The sequence below is a fragment of the Pseudarthrobacter sp. RHLT3-21 genome, assembly GCF_059383495.1.
On sequence record NZ_JBWZCI010000020.1, the window covers coordinates 12509 to 28101 of the forward strand.

The 15593-nt window shown below is 66.6% G+C and carries 15 protein-coding genes; 9 read left to right on the plus strand and 6 right to left on the minus strand.

Annotated elements, in window-relative coordinates:
• Nucleotides 1-64: 64 nt before the first annotated feature.
• Nucleotides 65-967, plus strand: a complete 903-nt coding sequence (gene mmsB / locus AC50YA_RS17535) for a 3-hydroxyisobutyrate dehydrogenase (protein ID WP_494983511.1) — start codon at nucleotides 65-67, stop codon at nucleotides 965-967.
• Nucleotides 968-1046: 79 nt separating this feature from the next.
• A complete protein-coding gene (locus AC50YA_RS17540; protein ID WP_494983512.1) occupies nucleotides 1047-2531 on the plus strand; it encodes a CoA-acylating methylmalonate-semialdehyde dehydrogenase in 1485 nt (494 codons plus the stop codon).
• A 31-nt stretch (nucleotides 2532-2562) separates the two neighbouring features.
• Here the strand turns inward: AC50YA_RS17540 and AC50YA_RS17545 are convergent, their stop codons facing one another.
• From AC50YA_RS17545 to AC50YA_RS17555, 3 genes are read right to left on the minus strand one after another with little or no spacing between them, the layout of a single operon-like run.
• On the minus strand, nucleotides 2563-3048 hold the full coding sequence (locus tag AC50YA_RS17545) for a hypothetical protein (RefSeq protein WP_494983566.1): 486 nt from the start codon (nucleotides 3046-3048) through the stop codon (nucleotides 2563-2565).
• A gap of 22 nt (nucleotides 3049-3070) precedes the next feature.
• Nucleotides 3071-4300: a winged helix DNA-binding domain-containing protein gene (locus AC50YA_RS17550; protein ID WP_494983513.1), complete on the minus strand. Its 1230-nt coding sequence runs from the start codon at nucleotides 4298-4300 to the stop codon at nucleotides 3071-3073.
• Between the two features lie 48 nt (nucleotides 4301-4348).
• Complete coding sequence (locus AC50YA_RS17555) at nucleotides 4349-5197, minus strand: SGNH/GDSL hydrolase family protein (protein ID WP_494983567.1); 849 nt, start codon at nucleotides 5195-5197, stop codon at nucleotides 4349-4351.
• Nucleotides 5198-5292: 95 nt separating this feature from the next.
• On the opposite strand from AC50YA_RS17555, the gene AC50YA_RS17560 reads away from it, so the two are divergent.
• Nucleotides 5293-5943, plus strand: coding sequence for an alpha/beta hydrolase (locus tag AC50YA_RS17560; protein ID WP_494983514.1), 651 nt, complete (start codon nucleotides 5293-5295; stop codon nucleotides 5941-5943).
• Between the two features lie 82 nt (nucleotides 5944-6025).
• Here AC50YA_RS17560 and AC50YA_RS17565 read toward each other — a convergent pair whose 3' ends face one another.
• The gene (locus AC50YA_RS17565; protein ID WP_494983515.1) at nucleotides 6026-6259 is read right to left on the minus strand and encodes an RNA-binding S4 domain-containing protein; all 234 of its coding nucleotides are present in this window, start codon (nucleotides 6257-6259) and stop codon (nucleotides 6026-6028) included.
• Nucleotides 6260-6292: 33 nt separating this feature from the next.
• Between AC50YA_RS17565 and AC50YA_RS17570 the strand changes: the two genes are divergently transcribed.
• The 3 genes from AC50YA_RS17570 (at nucleotide 6293) to AC50YA_RS17580 (ending at nucleotide 9868) form a co-directional block, all read left to right on the plus strand.
• Nucleotides 6293-7318, plus strand: a complete 1026-nt coding sequence (locus AC50YA_RS17570) for a DMT family transporter (protein ID WP_494983516.1) — start codon at nucleotides 6293-6295, stop codon at nucleotides 7316-7318.
• A 133-nt stretch (nucleotides 7319-7451) separates the two neighbouring features.
• A complete protein-coding gene (locus AC50YA_RS17575; protein ID WP_160678738.1) occupies nucleotides 7452-8837 on the plus strand; it encodes a glycine--tRNA ligase in 1386 nt (461 codons plus the stop codon).
• Nucleotides 8838-8839: 2 nt separating this feature from the next.
• Nucleotides 8840-9868: a GNAT family N-acetyltransferase gene (locus tag AC50YA_RS17580; protein WP_494983517.1), complete on the plus strand. Its 1029-nt coding sequence runs from the start codon at nucleotides 8840-8842 to the stop codon at nucleotides 9866-9868.
• Between the two features lie 79 nt (nucleotides 9869-9947).
• On the opposite strand, the gene AC50YA_RS17585 is transcribed toward AC50YA_RS17580, so the two are convergent.
• A complete protein-coding gene (locus AC50YA_RS17585) occupies nucleotides 9948-10748 on the minus strand; it encodes a DUF1295 domain-containing protein (protein ID WP_494983518.1) in 801 nt (266 codons plus the stop codon).
• Nucleotides 10745-11485 carry an alpha/beta hydrolase gene (locus tag AC50YA_RS17590; RefSeq protein WP_494983519.1) on the minus strand — a complete coding sequence of 247 codons (741 nt, stop codon included), beginning with the start codon at nucleotides 11483-11485 and terminating at the stop codon, nucleotides 10745-10747. The genes AC50YA_RS17585 and AC50YA_RS17590 overlap by 4 nt, the downstream gene beginning before the upstream one ends.
• Before the next feature lie 80 nt (nucleotides 11486-11565).
• Here AC50YA_RS17590 and AC50YA_RS17595 point away from each other — a divergent pair, with 80 nt between their 5' ends.
• The 3 genes from AC50YA_RS17595 (at nucleotide 11566) to AC50YA_RS17605 (ending at nucleotide 15584) form a co-directional block, all read left to right on the plus strand.
• Complete coding sequence (locus tag AC50YA_RS17595; RefSeq protein WP_494983520.1) at nucleotides 11566-13041, plus strand: YibE/F family protein; 1476 nt, start codon at nucleotides 11566-11568, stop codon at nucleotides 13039-13041.
• 82 nt (nucleotides 13042-13123) lie between these two features.
• On the plus strand, nucleotides 13124-14302 hold the full coding sequence (gene dusB / locus AC50YA_RS17600) for a tRNA dihydrouridine synthase DusB (RefSeq protein ID WP_494983521.1): 1179 nt from the start codon (nucleotides 13124-13126) through the stop codon (nucleotides 14300-14302).
• The gene (locus AC50YA_RS17605) at nucleotides 14286-15584 is read left to right on the plus strand and encodes a deoxyguanosinetriphosphate triphosphohydrolase (RefSeq protein ID WP_494983522.1); all 1299 of its coding nucleotides are present in this window, start codon (nucleotides 14286-14288) and stop codon (nucleotides 15582-15584) included. The genes dusB and AC50YA_RS17605 overlap by 17 nt, the downstream gene beginning before the upstream one ends.
• The last annotated feature ends 9 nt before the right edge of the window (nucleotides 15585-15593 follow it).

The following is a 15593-nucleotide window of genomic DNA, read 5'->3' on the forward strand; positions in this document are numbered from 1 at the left end:
GTGATGGTGGACACAGAGCGTCCGGCCCCATCGGCTCGGACACCAAGCAAAGGAGCTTGCAATCATGGCAGTAATCGGTTGGATCGGTCTGGGAAACATGGGTGGCTCCATGTCGGCAAACCTTGCAAAGAGCGGGCACGACGTCCGTGGCTTTGACCTCAATCCGGCAGCGGTGGCAGCCGCTGAAGCCGGGGGAGTGAAGCCGGCCCAGAGCATAGCCGACGCCGTTAACGGTGCGGACGTGGTGTTCACCATGCTGCCCAAGGGTGAGCATGCCAAGGCCGTGTACCTCGGCGAGGACGGAGTCCTCGCACACGCTGACAGTCGCACCCTCCTGGTGGATTCCTCCACCATTGACATCGCCGCCGCGCAGGAACTGCACGACGCCGCAGCTGCCGCCGGCTTCCGCTTCGTGGACGCTCCCGTTTCAGGCGGCATGAGCGGCGCCCAAGCCGGAACTCTCACGTTTATGGTGGGCGGCGAAGAAGGCGCGGTGGCCGACGCCACCGGCTACATCGGCCCGATGGCCTCCAATATCATTCCCACGGGTGCGGCCACCACCGGCCAGGCAGCCAAGATCTGCAACAACCTGATGTTGTTCATCAACCTGGCCGCCACGGCAGAAGGGGCCGTCCTGGCGGACCGGCTGGGGCTGGACAAGCAGGTTTTCTGGGACATCGCCTCGGTCTCCTCGGGCGACAGCTGGGCCCTGCGCACCTGGTATCCCGTTCCCGGGGTTGTTTCCACCGCCGCTGCAGACAATGACTTCGCGCCCACCTTCACCACGGAGCTGGCCAACAAGGACATCGGCTTGGCCATCAGCGCCGCCGAGGACACCGGAACGCCGCTCGAAATCGGCAGGCACGTCCAGCAGTTGTTCCAGCGGCTCGTCGACGCCGGGCAGTCCGGCAAGGACTGCTCCATGATCATCAAACTCGTGGACGGGTCGCTGGACTCCACCGTTTAGTCAGCCGGCACGAATCCGCCAGACCTCGCCGAACTGCCCCAAGAATTGCACCGTGAATTGCCCCAGGAAAGAGATCACCATGCAAACCATTCCGCACTTCATCAACGGCGTCCGCATCAGCGATGCTGAGCGCTTCGGTCCCGTCTTCAACCCGGCAACGGGAGAGCAGGAAAAACAGGTTGCCTTCGCCTCCGCCGCCCGGGTGGAGGAAGCCATTGCCGCAGCCAAGGCTGCGCTTCCCGGCTGGCGGGCGACCAGCTTGGCCAAGCGCACCAACATTTTCTTCCGGGTGCGTGAGATCCTGATGCAGCGCAAACCCGAGCTAGCGGCCATTCTCACGAGCGAGCATGGCAAGGTACTCTCCGACGCAGAGGGAGAGATCTCGCGCGGCCTGGAGAACATCGAATTCGCCACCGGGCTGTCTCACATGCTCAAGGGCGAACGGTCCGAGCAGGTCTCCAACGGTGTGGACGTGCACTCCGTCCGGCAGCCCGTCGGCGTGGTGGCGTGTATTACGCCCTTCAACTTTCCGGCGATGGTGCCGCTTTGGATGATCGGCAGCGCGCTCGCCTGCGGCAATACGGTGCTGCTCAAGCCCAGTGAAAAAGACCCATCGTCGGCTGTGTTCATCGCAGAGGTCTTCGCCGAAGCAGGGTTGCCGGCGGGCGTCCTGAACGTGGTCCACGGCGATAAGGAGGCGGTGGACGTCCTGCTGGAACATCCGGACGTCAGGGCTGTCAGCTTCGTCGGTTCAACGCCCATCGCGCAGTCCATCTACAAACGCGCCGCCGATAACGGCAAGCGCGTCCAGGCCCTCGGCGGAGCGAAGAACCACATGGTGGTCCTGCCCGACGCCGATTTGGACATGGCAGCCGATGCGGCGATTTCCGCGGCCTACGGTTCGGCCGGTGAACGCTGCATGGCTGTAAGCGTGCTGGTGGCCGTGGGGAACATCGCCGATGACCTGGTTGCGGCAATCACCAGCCGGATGGCTACGCTCAAGATCGGCCCCGGCACAGACCCGTCCTCGCAGATGGGGCCGCTGATCACGGCAGAACACCGCGACAGAGTTGCCTCCTACGTGGCCGGCGCCGAAAACGAAGGCGCCACCGTCGTCGTCGACGGACGCACCCAGGACTTTGATTCGAACGGCTTCTTCATCGGCGTCAGCCTCGTGGATCACGTCAAACCGGGCATGAAGGTCTACGACGACGAAATCTTCGGCCCGGTCCTGTCCGTGGTCCGGGTAGCCAGCTACAGCGACGCCGTACAGCTGGTCAATGAGAACGAGTTTGGCAATGGTGTTGCCATCTTCACACGCGACGGCGGCGCCGCCCGGCAATTCGAGTTCGACGTCGAGGCCGGCATGGTGGGTGTCAACGTGCCGATCCCGGTGCCGGTGGGGACCTTCTCTTTCGGCGGCTGGAAGAATTCCCTGTTCGGCGACACGCACATGTACGGACCGGACAGCATCCGCTTCTACACGCGGGGCAAGGTGGTGACGACGCGATGGCCGGATCCTGCCACGTCCGTCATCGACCTCGGCTTCCCGCAGGTGGACTAGGAAGTAGCTGGACGAGGCAACTGCCCGGAAGCTAGCCGTTCATGATGTCGGAGCGGCGCTTCATGTATTCCTCCATGGCCAGCTCGCCGTTGCTGTACTGCTGGTCAAGTTCGGCAAGCTTCCGGGCACGGTAGCCCTGCGGGCCCGACGGCGGCAGGGGAATGGCGGGGGCGGCAGGCTGCTGCGGTGCTTCCGAGCGTGGCTCCGGCACCGGCTGCCCGTACGGCGGGAACTGCTGGTCTGCAGATGGAATCGGCTGCATGGGCGGCAACGGCTGGCTCGGCGGCAGGGGCTGCGGGCTCATGACCTGGCGGAAGCCGCCACTCATGTAATCCTGCTGCGTGTAGCCGTCACGGGGCTGTTTGTTCTGCGGTCCGGGGTACTGCCCGCCGCCTGGAAACTGCTCGGGGTAGCGTCCGGAAAAGCTCTGCTCCTGGTTCCGTTTGTTGACGGACTTCCGGTACATCCGCATCGCCATCGGTATCACGAACGACAGAATGATGATCCAGAAAAACATGCTGTTCACGGTGTAGCGCCTCTCATATGTGTCCTTCCAGCTTAACCCCGGAGCCCACACGCGCGGCCGGGATCCCCAGGAAGGCCCCATACCGGTCCACGGCGTCTTGCACGGCGTCGTCTACCGCTCTGTCCGCGGCACTGTCCGGTCGGGAGCCCGTGGCCGGGTCCGCGGCAGAGAACAGACGGATATCCAGCTCACAGCGGCCGGCGGACATGGTGTGCCGCCAGGAGCCGGCCATCCGCCCGTCCAGCAGCACCACATGCATGGGCGCCCCGGCAACCGGGAACGCCGGCGTACTGCCACCCAGATAGTGCCGGGTGGCTGAATAGCCCATCACGTATTCGTCGTAGCCCTGGATCAGGTCGATCCGAGGTCCGGCCGCAGGCGTGGCATGGCCGCCCTCGGTGCCGGCGTCGAAATAATGTACGACGCCGTCAATCACCGAAGTAGCCAGCGTCCCCGGGGCTGCCGCCAGGGACTGTTGGAGGCCGAGCCGCACGTCGGCCATGGTGAGCCCGGACCAGTCGGCACAATCCTTGATCCTGGCCGGACCGCGGCTGGTGAAATAGCGCCGGGCCAGCTCGCTGAGGGCTTCGTCCCGGGTCAGCGGCGCGGCCCGGCCGGCGGGCACGCGCTCGTCGAAGAGGGCATAGGTCTGCCTGAGCGCACCGCCAGGACTGCGGACCGGCGACCCGCTGGCCAGAATCCTGCTGATCTCGGCGTGCATGATCAGGTAGGCGAGCCCGAAGCCAGTCGCAGCGAACCCGGCGTCCTGAAGCCGCGCGGCCAGCTGTTCCCGGGTCAGGTGCCGGCCGCCCTGGACGGCTTCGGCCAGGACCTGCCCGCTCCGGGCTGCGGCGGCGGCATCAATCCCGCTCCGCCGGTACATGCCCGCGTTGCCCTGGTGAAGCCGCGGTGCGGACAAGGCCGTCAGCCAGCGAAGATCGTCCCGGTGCACAAAATGCCAGGTGGGCCGCAAGATATGGGTGCGGAGGATGCGACCGTCGGACACCGCCTGCTCCACGTCCAGTGCTGTGGCCACCTCAGCAGCGGCTGCAACACGATGAGATGCCGCCCCGGAGGCAGCTCCGGAAAAGCCGGTCCGTTGCGCCAGGCTCCAGCGGGCATAGGGAAACTCCTGCGCCTGGACAGCCAGCAGGTGCCGGACGATGTCCGCCGGGGAGGCCAGGCCGGGCCCGCGCAGCCGTTGGGCGTGAAGCCGGCGCCGGACCACTTCATCCGGATCCATGGCCGCCTGTGTCACTGTGCGCCCGCGCCACACCGTACCGGGCCACCGCTAGCGCCGGGCGTCGGTGGTGCCCAGCGGCCCCTCGCCGGAACCCAACGGAACGCCCGGGCCGAACACAGGGCCCGGCGTCGGACGTTTTGCGGTGATTCCGTCGCCGGAGGAACGGTTGCGCAGCCGCCGCACCACCCAGGGGACAAAGTACTCGCGCGCCCACACCAGGTCTTCGGAGCGGGCTGTACGCCAGGTGCGGACCGGCACGGGCTTGGGCCGGAGCGGCTCGAGCGTGTGGTTCACGTTAAGCGATTCCAGCACCATGGCGGCGATGGTGTGGTGTCCCAACGGCGAAAAATGCAGGCGGTCCTCGCCCCACATCTGCGGATCGTTCAGCTGCTTGAGCGACCACATGTCGGCGATGATGGCATCATGGCGGGCCGCCACGGTGCGCAGGTTCTCGTTGTAGATCGCCACCTTGCTGCGGATCCGTCCCAGGACCGAGGAACCGGTATCCGGACCGTTGAACAGCACCACCGTGGCGCCGCCCATGGCCAGGATCTGGACCACTGAATCAAGTTTTTCGGCGAGGGCATCGGGGTCGCCGCCGGGCCTGATGAGATCGTTGCCGCCGGCGGAAAGGGTGACCAGGTCCGGTTTAAGCGACAGGCACGGGGCAAGCTGCTGGTCCACGATCTGCTGCAGGAGCCGGCCGCGGACGGCCAGGTTGGCGTAGGCGAAGTCCGCCTGGCTCCGGCCCAGTTCCTCGGCCACACGGTCTGCCCAGCCGCGGAAGCCGCCGGGGCTGGTTGGGTCCGGGTCGCCGATGCCCTCCGTGAACGAATCTCCCATCGCTACGTAGCGGCTCCAGGGGTGGGCTGCCGTGGCCGTGGGCGGACTCTGCATGGCTTTTGCGTCATTCACGGTCCTATCCTGCCTCCTCCCTCACAAGCTACGCCACCGTATGTAGTTACCGCAGGGTAACTGTAAGAATGGAAACCATGACTGACGCCCAAGTATTTCCCGCCCCTGTTGTTCTGTGGTCCCGGCCGGAGGACCAGCGCTCCGGAAAGCCGCTGCTGGTGCTGCTGCACGGCTACGGCGCCAACGAACAGGACCTCCTGAGCCTGGCGGACATGCTTCCCGAAAATTTTGTTGTTGCCTCACTCCGGGCGCCGCTGGCCACGGGCCCCGGGTTTATGTGGTTCCCCCTGACGGCCTCCATCGTATACACGCTCGACGCCGTCAAGGCTGCAGCCGGTTACGTGCAGGACTGGATTGACACCGTCAAAGCCGACCACCCGTCGGTGACCCTGCTCGGCTTTTCCATGGGAATGGCCATGGCCACCACGCTGCTCCGGCAGCGCCCCGCTGACTATGCCGCCGTCGTCGGGCTTTCCGGTTTTGTGGTCAACGCGGACGGGGACCCCACCTTCAAGGACGGCGACCTGGACGGTACAGTGCCGCTCTTCTGGGGCCGGGACCAGCAGGACCCCGTGATCACCGCCGACAAGATCGACTACACCATGGGCTGGATGCGTGGGCACGTCAAGCTCACCAAGGTGCTCTACACGGGCATGTGGCACGGCATCAACCAGCAGGAAATCGGGCACGTCTCCGAGTTCCTGACCCATGAGGTGCTGAACAAATAAACGTACGACGGCGGCCGGCGGCACAGTGCCGCCGGCCGCTTACGCTGTCCTCGCCGACTCAGGCTGAATCAGGCCTGCTAAATCAGGCCCCCGGGGCCACGACCTTCACGGTCTGCCCGTTCACGGTGACGGTGTCGCCGTTGTGCAACTGGCGTCCGCGGCGGTCGTCGATCGCGCCGTTGACCTTGACGAGTCCGTTCTTGATCAGCTCAGCGGCTTCCACGCCGTCCTCCACCAGGCTGGCGAGCTTCAGGAGCTGGCCAAGACGGATCATGCTGTCGCGGATGGGGATCTCTTGAATGTCCTGGTTGCTCATACAAGTAATAATGCCTGACGTAAGGTGAATCCAATGACCCACACCCCACGGCTGCCGCGGTTCGCGGGGCTCCCGCTGGCCGTCGGCGCGGGACTGGCCATTCCCGTCCAGGGCCGGATCAACGGCGCCCTCGGCGTCCGGCTCAACGACGGCATCGCCGCGGCCGTAGTGGGTTTCAGTACCGGTCTGGTGGTGATGGTCCTGATCTCCCTGATCCTGCCCAGCGGCCGCGCCGGTCTTGCCAGGATCCTGCCGGCGGTCCGGACCCGGGCTTTCCCGCCCGTGTACGTGCTGGCCGGCGGAATCGGTGCCCTTTTTGTCTTCGCGCAGTCCTTCACCGTGGGCATCCTGGGCGTGGCACTGTTTACCGTCGCCGCCGTGACGGGGCAGACACTGAGCGGGCTGCTGGTGGACCGGCTGGGCATCGGACCTGCCGGCAAGCGGGCCGTGACTCCCATGCGGGTCATCGGGTGCGTGCTGACGGTTGCCGCCGTCGCATGGGCGGTTTCGCCGCGGCTGGCCGGCTCGCCGGGCTCCCCGGGCGCTCCTGCGGACGGAGCAGGTGGGCTGGAGACCTTGGTTCTTCCGTTGATCCTCCCTGTCCTGGCCGGGTTCCTGATGAGTTTCCAACAGGCCATGAACGGGACGGCCACGGTCCACTACGGTTCGCCCATCGCCGCCACGCTGGTAAACTTCGTGGCCGGCTCGGTGTTCCTGTGGGCTGCTTTGGCCATCAAGGTGGCTGTTTTTGGGCCGGGCAATCCGCTGCCGGCCGAGTGGTGGTACTATCTGGGCGGGCCCATGGGGTGCGTGTTCATCGGCCTGGGTGCGCTGCTGGTCCGCAGCCTGGGAGTGCTGGTGACCGGGCTCGGCATGATCGCCGGACAGCTCCTGGGCTCCCTGGGGCTGGACCTTCTGGTGCCGGCCCCGGGAAGCATCGTGGCCCCGGCCACCATCCTGGGCACACTGCTGACGCTGGCCGCCATCATCCTGGCCACCCTGCCGTGGCCGCGGGGCGCCTTCCGGAGGCAGGCAGCTTCCGGAGGCAGTGGCCGGTAGGCTAGGACACGCAGTTCTCTGCATCTTGTTCCTTCGCCCGCCCCGCCCGCACCCAGCGGTGATGCACCCACGTGCAGCGGGGCCAGATACCCGCGGACCGCACCCAGCGGCCCTGTAGAAATTGGAGTCCACCATGGCAGCAAAATCCGTACTCGACCAGGTCATTTCCCTTTCCAAACGAAGGGGTTTTGTGTTCCAGGCCGGTGAAATCTACGGAGGCTCCCGTTCTGCCTGGGACTACGGACCCCTCGGTGCTGAGCTGAAGGAAAACATCAAGCGCCAGTGGTGGCAGTCCATGGTCCGTGGCCGCGAGGACGTGGTGGGCCTGGATTCCTCGGTCATCCTGCCCCGCCAGGTGTGGGAAGCTTCCGGCCACGTTGACGTCTTCTCGGACCCGCTCGTAGAGTGTCTTTCCTGCCACAAGCGCTACCGTGCGGACCACCTCGAGGAAGAGTACGAGGAAAAGAAGGGCCGCCCCGCCGAGAACGGCCTGAAGGACATTGCCTGCGTCAACTGCGGCACCCGCGGCGAATGGACTGAACCCCAGGAATTCTCCGGCCTGCTCAAGACCTTCCTCGGCCCGGTGGCCAGCGAGGAAGGCATGCACTACCTGCGCCCGGAAACTGCCCAGGGCATTTTTGTGAACTTCAGCAACGTACTGACCACGTCCCGCAAGAAGCCGCCGTTCGGCATCGGCCAGATCGGCAAGTCCTTCCGCAACGAGATCACACCCGGCAACTTCATCTTCCGCACCCGTGAATTCGAGCAGATGGAAATGGAGTTCTTCGTTGAGCCCGGCACGGACGAAGAGTGGCACCAGTACTGGATGAAAGAGCGCATGTCCTGGTACACCGGCCTGGGCATCCGGGAAGAGAACCTGCGCTTCTTCGAGCACCCGCTGGAAAAGCTGAGCCACTACTCCAAGGGCACCACGGACATCGAATACCGCTTCGGCTTCCAGGGCTCGGAATGGGGCGAGCTCGAAGGCATCGCCAACCGAACGGACTTCGACCTCTCCACGCACTCCAAGGCTTCCGGCCAGGACCTGAGCTACTTCAACCAGGCCACCAACGAGCGCTACACACCGTACGTGATCGAGCCGGCCGCGGGCCTGACCCGATCCTTCATGGCGTTCCTGGTGGACGCGTACACCGAAGACGAGGCACCCAACGCCAAGGGCGGCGTCGACGTCCGTACCGTCCTCCGCCTGGACCCGCGCCTGGCTCCCGTCAAGGCCGCGGTGCTGCCGCTGAGCCGCAACGAGGACCTCTCGCCGAAGGCCAAGGACCTGGGCGCGCAGCTGCGCAAGAACTGGAACATCGACTTCGACGACGCCGGCGCGATCGGCCGCCGCTACCGCCGCCAGGACGAGATCGGCACCCCGTTCTGCATCACCGTGGACTTCGACACCCTCGAGGACCAGGCCGTGACCATCCGCGAACGCGACACCATGAGCCAGGAACGCGTCTCGCTGGACAAGGTGGAAGGCTACCTGGCCGCCCGCCTGATCGGCGCCTGAGAATGGCCATCGAATACCGCGAATGGCTTGAGGGCGATGACCTGACGCTGCTGGAAATCTGGGGCGGCCCGGAGACCGAACAGGCCCGGCAGTTCCGCGGTGCCCTGGCCGTCTCCTCGGCCGGCACGGACGGCACCCCGTGGCGTCGCTGCATCGTGGCCGAGGACGTCATTGACGGCATTGGCATTCCGGTGGCGGCGGGCGTGGTCTATGAAGCCTCGCTGCACCCGGAACGGCTGTGGACCTACATCGAGGTGGCGCGCGATCACCGCCGTGCCGGCATCGGTGCCACGCTCCTGACCATGCTGCGCCGCGAAGCCGAGCAGGCGCCGTCGGGCGTTACCAGGCTGCGCGCGAAGGTGCAGCCGGGCACTGCCGGGGCCGCGTTCGCAGAGGCGTTCGGGCTCGCGCCCATCCAGCGTTCCCGGCTGGTGGTGGTGGAGCCGGGCGCCTTGAAGCTGCCGGTGTTCCCCGCGAAGAACGACGGCGGCGGGCCGGCCAACGACGAAAACGCCGGTTCCGACGTTGTGATGGACCTCGCCACCGGCTCCGTCGAGCTGACCGACGTCGTGGGGCGGTACTACACGTCCATCCACGGCTGGGATTCGCCGGGCGTGCTGTCGGTGGGGCAGGTGCATAAACTGTTCCTGGATGACCTCACCGGCGCCCACGGTGCGATTGTGCTGCGCGCCGAGCCGGGATCCGCCTTTGGCGCCGGGGTTTCCCCCAGCAGGAAGGGCCGGATCCGCGCGTTTGCAGTCAGCTATGCGGAGGCGGCACAGGACCCGACGGCGGACGCGTCGGCCCTGGGCGCGAAGGCCACGGATGTGTTTGTGGGCCACGAACCTGCGCTGGAAGCGGACGACGCCGCAGCCGCGGTCCGTGACCTGCTCTCGCTCCTGGCGTACCAGCATCCGGTCATGCTGGAACTGGACGATTCGATGGCAGCGCTGCGCGCCGCCGTCGAGCCCTTGCTGGAATCCGGCAAGGCGCGCCAGGCCGGCGCCGAAACGCTGGTCGTCTCGGACTGACCCACCACCCCCAACTAGGTAGCGCTAACAGTCGTTTTGGACCCCCAATACGACACTTAGCGCTACCCAGTTTGGGAGGTCAGCGGCGTTTGGGCGGCCACGGGATGAAGCCGCTGGTCGCCTCGACATATTCCCGGTAGCCGGGCCGGCCGGACATCGCCTTTTCCGTCAGGGGCTTCCCGGTCTTCCCGGCCAGCGTCCACACCATCAGTGCCGGCGACAGGATGGTCAGGACCCCCGGCCAGGAGTCTGCGGCGATGAGGAACAGCCCCGTCCAGATGGCCGCATCGCCGAAATAGTTGGGATGCCGGGTGTACCGCCACAAACCGGTATCCAGCACCGTGCCGCGGCGGGACGGATCCTTTTTGAACTGGGCCAGCTGCCAGTCGCCCACGGTCTCGAACACAAATCCCGTCACCCACAGCAGGATGCCGAGCACGGCCACCCATCCCACAGGCCCGGTGGCGAACATCCCCACCTGCAGCGTCAGGGACACAAAGAACATCACCACGCCCTGCGGCAGGTAGACACGGCGGAGCGCATAGGTGTTCCTGGATCCGGGTGCGGGGTCCAGCAGGGCCTTGTAGCGAGGGTCTTCGTGGCCGTCGCGCGCCCGCCAGCCAATATGGACTCCGAGCCGCAACCCCCAGACGGCCGTCAGGAGAAGCAACAGGAACCGGCGGGTGTCATCGCCCGATCCGGCTGACAGGAACCAGGACACCACGGCCACCGCGACGAAGCCGGGGCCCCACGCGACGTCCATCACCGAGTGCCGGCCCTGCCGGACGGCCACAGCAAACGTCAGCGCCAGGACCGCCAGGACTGCCAGTGCTGTCCAGGGCAGCGACGCCGCGAACTCCGGCCAGGGAAACGGGCTCATAGGGCCACCTCGGCGGAGGACCCGGGCACCAGCTCAGCCAGCGTGCGCGCCGCCTGGTGTGTGAATCCGGTGCGCTCGGCGAAAGCCTTCATCACGAAACCGGTGGCCAACACGTGCCATAGCCGGCCTCGGCGGAACATAAAATGCCCGGCTCCGCGCAGCGAAACATACTGCATGGAGGCTGCTGCCCCAGTGGCGCGGCGCGCGAACGTCAAGGACTGGGACGGGCTGGTCATATGGTCTCCAGTGCCGTGGACAATCAGGACCTTGCGTCCGGTGAGCGGTGTGGCGGGCGTCTCCGGGCTGAGCCACGGAGCCAGCGCCACCACGGCGTCCACCTGCGGATCGTCCGCGGCACACACGGCGGTGAGGCCGCCCATGGAGTGCCCCACCAGATACACGGGAACTCCAGGGTGCTGCGCATTGATTTGCTGGAGGGCCCAGCGCGCATCCTGAAGCGCGGACCTGTCCGGCCCGTTCCAGCCACGCACGCTGTTCCGCAGCGACCACACCGCCAGTCCGTGGTCTTTCCCGGCACGGTGCAGGTGACGGGCGAAGGTGACCATGCGCAGCGGGCTCAAGTGGCGCGCCGCCACCGGCTCATAGCTGTGTGCCTTGCCCCCGTGCAGGACCAGTGCCACGCCCCGGGTTGTTCCAGTGGCCGCCAGCACACGGAGTGCCGCCTCCCGCCTCGCTGCAGGCTCGTTGGTGTGGAATTCAGTCCTGCGGTCCGTCACGCGTGGTCCCTCCCGGTTCCTGCCATTTACCAACCCTAAGGCGCCGGACGTAGAGTTCAAGGTATGAGGTTCAACTGCTGATGGGCTCCGGTCACACCCACGTTTCAACAGATCATTCGGAGCCGACGGCCCAGGCGATTGCTGCCCGTCGGAAGGCAAACCGCATCCTGGCTTCCGTTCTGGTGCCGCTGACGCTTCTGACCCTCGCGGGCATGGCCATGCTGTGGCCGTCCGGGTCCCAGGAGGGGATCTCCCTCGCCAGCCCTTATTCGGCGGCGCCCGGCGTTACGTTTGATACCGGCAAGATCCAGAGCGTCGTCGAAGAAAGCTGCATGGAGGGCTCCACGGCCGCAGGCCCGTCCTCAGACGGCACCGGCCAGCCCGCCCCCGCCGGCTCCGAATGCATGTTCGCTTTTACCGAACCGGACCAGGGCGGCAGCCCCGTCAAGGTGATGATCAACCCGGAAGTGGCACAATCCCACGGCGTGAAGCCGGGGGACCAGATCAGGTACCTGAATCTTTCCAACGCCCCAGGCGCCGCGGCGTCGCAGGGGTCTCCGGCCTACATCTTTGTTGACTTCGTCCGGACCCTGCCCATCGTGATCCTGGCTCTCCTCTACGCCCTCGTGGTCATCGCGGTGGCGCGCTGGCGGGGACTCCGGGCACTCCTGGGGCTGGTGGGCGCGTACTTCGTCCTTGCCGGCTTTATGCTGCCCGGGCTGGTGGAGGGCAAGCCTCCGCTGCTGCTGGCGCTGGTGGGGTCAACGGTGATCATGATCGGGGTCCTGTATTTCGCGCACGGCTTCTCCGCGCGGACGTCCACGGCGCTGCTGGGCACCATGTTTGGCCTGGCCATCACGGCGCTGCTGGCGGCGTGGGCCACCGACGCCGCCAACCTCGCCGGAGTGGGCAGCCACGACGCCACCACCCTGATCAATACCTCGGCCAACATCTCCATTTCCGGGGTGATCCTGTGCGGCCTGATCATCTCCGGGCTTGGTGTCCTGAACGACGTCACCATCACGCAGTCATCCGCCGTCTGGGAACTCTACGAGCTGGCCCCCGGCGCCAGCGCCCGCAAGCTCTTCACCTCCGCCATGCGGATCGGCCGGGACCATATCGCCTCCACGGTCTACACCATCGCGTTCGCCTACGCCGGCGCCGCCCTGCCCATCCTGATCATTGTGATGCTGTATGACCGGCCGCTGGGGGACACCCTGACCAGCGCCGAGCTTTCCGAGGAAGTCATCCGGACACTCGTCGGCTCGATTGGCCTGGTCCTCGCCATCCCGGTGACCACCCTGATCGCGGTGCTGGTGGTCAAGGCAACCGGCGTCCGGACGGCGGGTCAGCCCGCCGTCGGCGTCGTGGACGAAGACCGCCGCCCCGACGGCACCTCCGACGGCACCTCGGGCGCGGCCGCCATCAACGCGGACGACGTCGGCGACACCGGTGCGCTCGCAGCGGCCGCCTTCGAGCGGCGGTCGCGGCAGTCCACGTTAGATTCCGCCGATCCTGCCACCACCCGGAGGGGGCGACGGGCAGACCGCGCCTGAACGGCAACTGGCCGCCAGGCGCTTCCAGACAGTTCAAAAGGGCGTGGCCCGTCGATTTGCCCGCCTTTGCGACAATGGACAGGTGACTGTTACTGCAACGCCTCCCGCCCCCAAGCTGGAACTCCCGCCCCTGAAGCTGGGCCCCATTACGGTGGACACCCCCGTGATCCTGGCTCCGATGGCGGGCATCACCAACTCCGCCTTCCGCAGGCTCTGCCGTGAATACGGCGGCGGCCTGTACGTCGCGGAGATGGTCACCTCGCGCGCCCTCGTTGAACGCACGCCCGAATCGCTGCGCATCATCTCGCACGACGACGACGAAAAAGTCCGCTCCGTCCAGCTGTACGGTGTGGACCCCGTTACGGTGGGCCAGGCAGTGCGCATGCTGGTCGAAGAGGACCGCGCGGACCATATTGACCTGAACTTCGGCTGCCCCGTTCCCAAGGTGACCCGGCGCGGCGGCGGGTCCGCCCTGCCCTGGAAGACCGATCTCTTCACCTCGATCGTCCAGACCGCGGTCAAGGAAGCGTCCAAGGGCAATGTCCCACTCACCATCAAGATGCGCAAGGGCATCGACGATGACCACCTGACGTACCTCGACGCCGGCCGGATCGCCCGCGATGCCGGGGTGGCCGCCGTCGCGCTTCACGGTCGCACCGCGGCGCAGTTCTACTCCGGCCAGGCCGACTGGGCGGCGATCGCCCGCCTGCGCGAAGCCCTGCCGGACATCCCCGTCCTGGGCAACGGCGACATCTGGTCCGCGGAGGACGCCGTCCGGATGGTCCGGGAAACCGGTGTGGACGGTGTGGTGGTGGGCCGCGGCTGCCAGGGACGCCCGTGGCTGTTCGGTGACCTCATGGCGGCCTTTGAGGGAAGCGACAAACGCTACACTCCGGACGTGCGCAAAGTGGCCGAGAGCGTCTACCGGCATGCCGAGCTGATGGTCGAAACTTTCGGCGATGAAGGCAAGGCCCTGCGCGAGATCCGCAAGCACATCGCCTGGTACTTCAAGGGCTACGTGGTGGGCGGCGAACTGCGGACCAGGCTGGCCCTGGTGACCAGCCTCGAAATCCTCCGCGAGACCCTGGACCAGCTGGACCTGGACTCGCCGTACCCCGGCGTTGACGCCGAGGGCCCGCGCGGCAGGGCAGGATCGCCCAAGAAGCCGGCGTTGCCCAAGGACTGGCTGGAATCCCGTGCCCTGAACGCCGCGCAGTCCCAGGACATCTCTGCCGCAGAGCTGGATGTTTCCGGTGGCTGAGACACGCACTACGGCACAGGCCCTGCCCGGCTACGAGGCCCACGATTCCGCCCGCTGGGTGGAGGAACCGCCGAAAAACAACTACCGCTCCGATTTTGAGCGGGACCGCGCCCGGGTACTGCACTCCTCGGCCCTGCGCCGCCTCGGGGCGAAAACGCAGGTGGTGGCACCGGATACGGATGACTTCGTCCGCACCCGCCTGACCCACAGCCTCGAAGTTGCCCAGGTGGGCCGGGAGCTGGGCCGCGCCCTGGGCTGTGACCCGGATGTGGTGGACACCGCCTGCCTGAGCCATGACCTGGGGCACCCGCCGTTCGGACACAACGGCGAGTCCGCCCTGAACGAGGTGGCCCATGCCATCGGCGGCTTCGAAGGCAATGCCCAGACCCTCCGGCTCCTGACCCGGCTGGAGCCCAAGGTCCTGGCCACCGACGGGCGCCCGGCCGGCCTGAACCTCACAAGGGCCAGCCTGGACGCGGCGGCGAAATACCCCTGGTCCGCGCTGAACGCGCCGGTGATCCACGGCCAGCGCACCAGCAAGTTCGGCGCCTACGAGGACGATCTGCCCATCTTCAACTGGATCAGGGAGGGTGCGCCGGAACGCCGCTCGTGCCTGGAGGCGCAGGTTATGGACCTGGCCGACGACATTTCCTATTCCGTGCATGACGTCGAGGACGCGATCGTGGCCGGGCACTTCCAGCTGCGCTGGATGGACAACCCGGACCACCGTGCCCGTGTGGTGGGCTACGCCAAGCAGTGGTACCTTCCGCACAACGACCCCGCCGCGATCGACGCTGCCCTGGCCCGGTTGGAAGCCACCGACGTATGGGTCCGCGAAGCCGATGGCAGCCGCAAATCCATGGCCGCGCTGAAGAACATGACCAGCCAGCTGATCGGCCGGTTCTGCCAGAGCGCCCTGGAGACCACCCGCGCCGTTTACGGGCCGGAAAACCTCACCCGGTACAGCGCCGAGCTGATGGTCCCGGACGAGACGGTTATGGAGATCGCGGTGATGAAGGGCCTGGCCACCACGTTTGTGATGACCACCGAACACCGCCAGCCCATCTACGAGCGCCAGCGCGAAGTGCTGCACGCGCTGGTCACCGCTGTGAATGCCACGGGGGACCGGCACTTGGAGCCGATGTTCGCGGCCGACTGGCGGGACGCGCCCGACGACGGCGCACGGCTCAGGGTGGTCATCGACCAGGTGGCGTCGCTGACAGACGGATCGGCGCTGGCAATGTACGAACGGCTTGTGGGGAGCCTGCCGTCGCTGTGGTGACAAACGCCA

What these genes read in the sequence shown, in the direction of transcription:
- AC50YA_RS17555 (WP_494983567.1), bottom strand. Translation starts at nt 5,197, where the DNA reads ATGCAGAGTCCGCCCACGGCCACGGCAGCCCACCCCTGGAGCCGCTAC.
- AC50YA_RS17560 (WP_494983514.1), top strand. Translation starts at nt 5,293, where the DNA reads ATGACTGACGCCCAAGTATTTCCCGCCCCTGTTGTTCTGTGGTCCCGG.
- AC50YA_RS17575 (WP_160678738.1), top strand. Translation starts at nt 7,452, where the DNA reads ATGGCAGCAAAATCCGTACTCGACCAGGTCATTTCCCTTTCCAAACGA.
- AC50YA_RS17540 (WP_494983512.1), top strand. Translation starts at nt 1,047, where the DNA reads ATGCAAACCATTCCGCACTTCATCAACGGCGTCCGCATCAGCGATGCT.
- AC50YA_RS17605 (WP_494983522.1), top strand. Translation starts at nt 14,286, where the DNA reads ATGTTTCCGGTGGCTGAGACACGCACTACGGCACAGGCCCTGCCCGGC.
- AC50YA_RS17595 (WP_494983520.1), top strand. Translation starts at nt 11,566, where the DNA reads ATGGGCTCCGGTCACACCCACGTTTCAACAGATCATTCGGAGCCGACG.
- AC50YA_RS17545 (WP_494983566.1), bottom strand. Translation starts at nt 3,048, where the DNA reads ATGTTTTTCTGGATCATCATTCTGTCGTTCGTGATACCGATGGCGATG.
- AC50YA_RS17585 (WP_494983518.1), bottom strand. Translation starts at nt 10,748, where the DNA reads ATGAGCCCGTTTCCCTGGCCGGAGTTCGCGGCGTCGCTGCCCTGGACA.
- AC50YA_RS17550 (WP_494983513.1), bottom strand. Translation starts at nt 4,300, where the DNA reads ATGGATCCGGATGAAGTGGTCCGGCGCCGGCTTCACGCCCAACGGCTG.
- AC50YA_RS17580 (WP_494983517.1), top strand. Translation starts at nt 8,840, where the DNA reads ATGGCCATCGAATACCGCGAATGGCTTGAGGGCGATGACCTGACGCTG.
- mmsB (WP_494983511.1), top strand. Translation starts at nt 65, where the DNA reads ATGGCAGTAATCGGTTGGATCGGTCTGGGAAACATGGGTGGCTCCATG.
- AC50YA_RS17565 (WP_494983515.1), bottom strand. Translation starts at nt 6,259, where the DNA reads ATGAGCAACCAGGACATTCAAGAGATCCCCATCCGCGACAGCATGATC.
- AC50YA_RS17570 (WP_494983516.1), top strand. Translation starts at nt 6,293, where the DNA reads ATGACCCACACCCCACGGCTGCCGCGGTTCGCGGGGCTCCCGCTGGCC.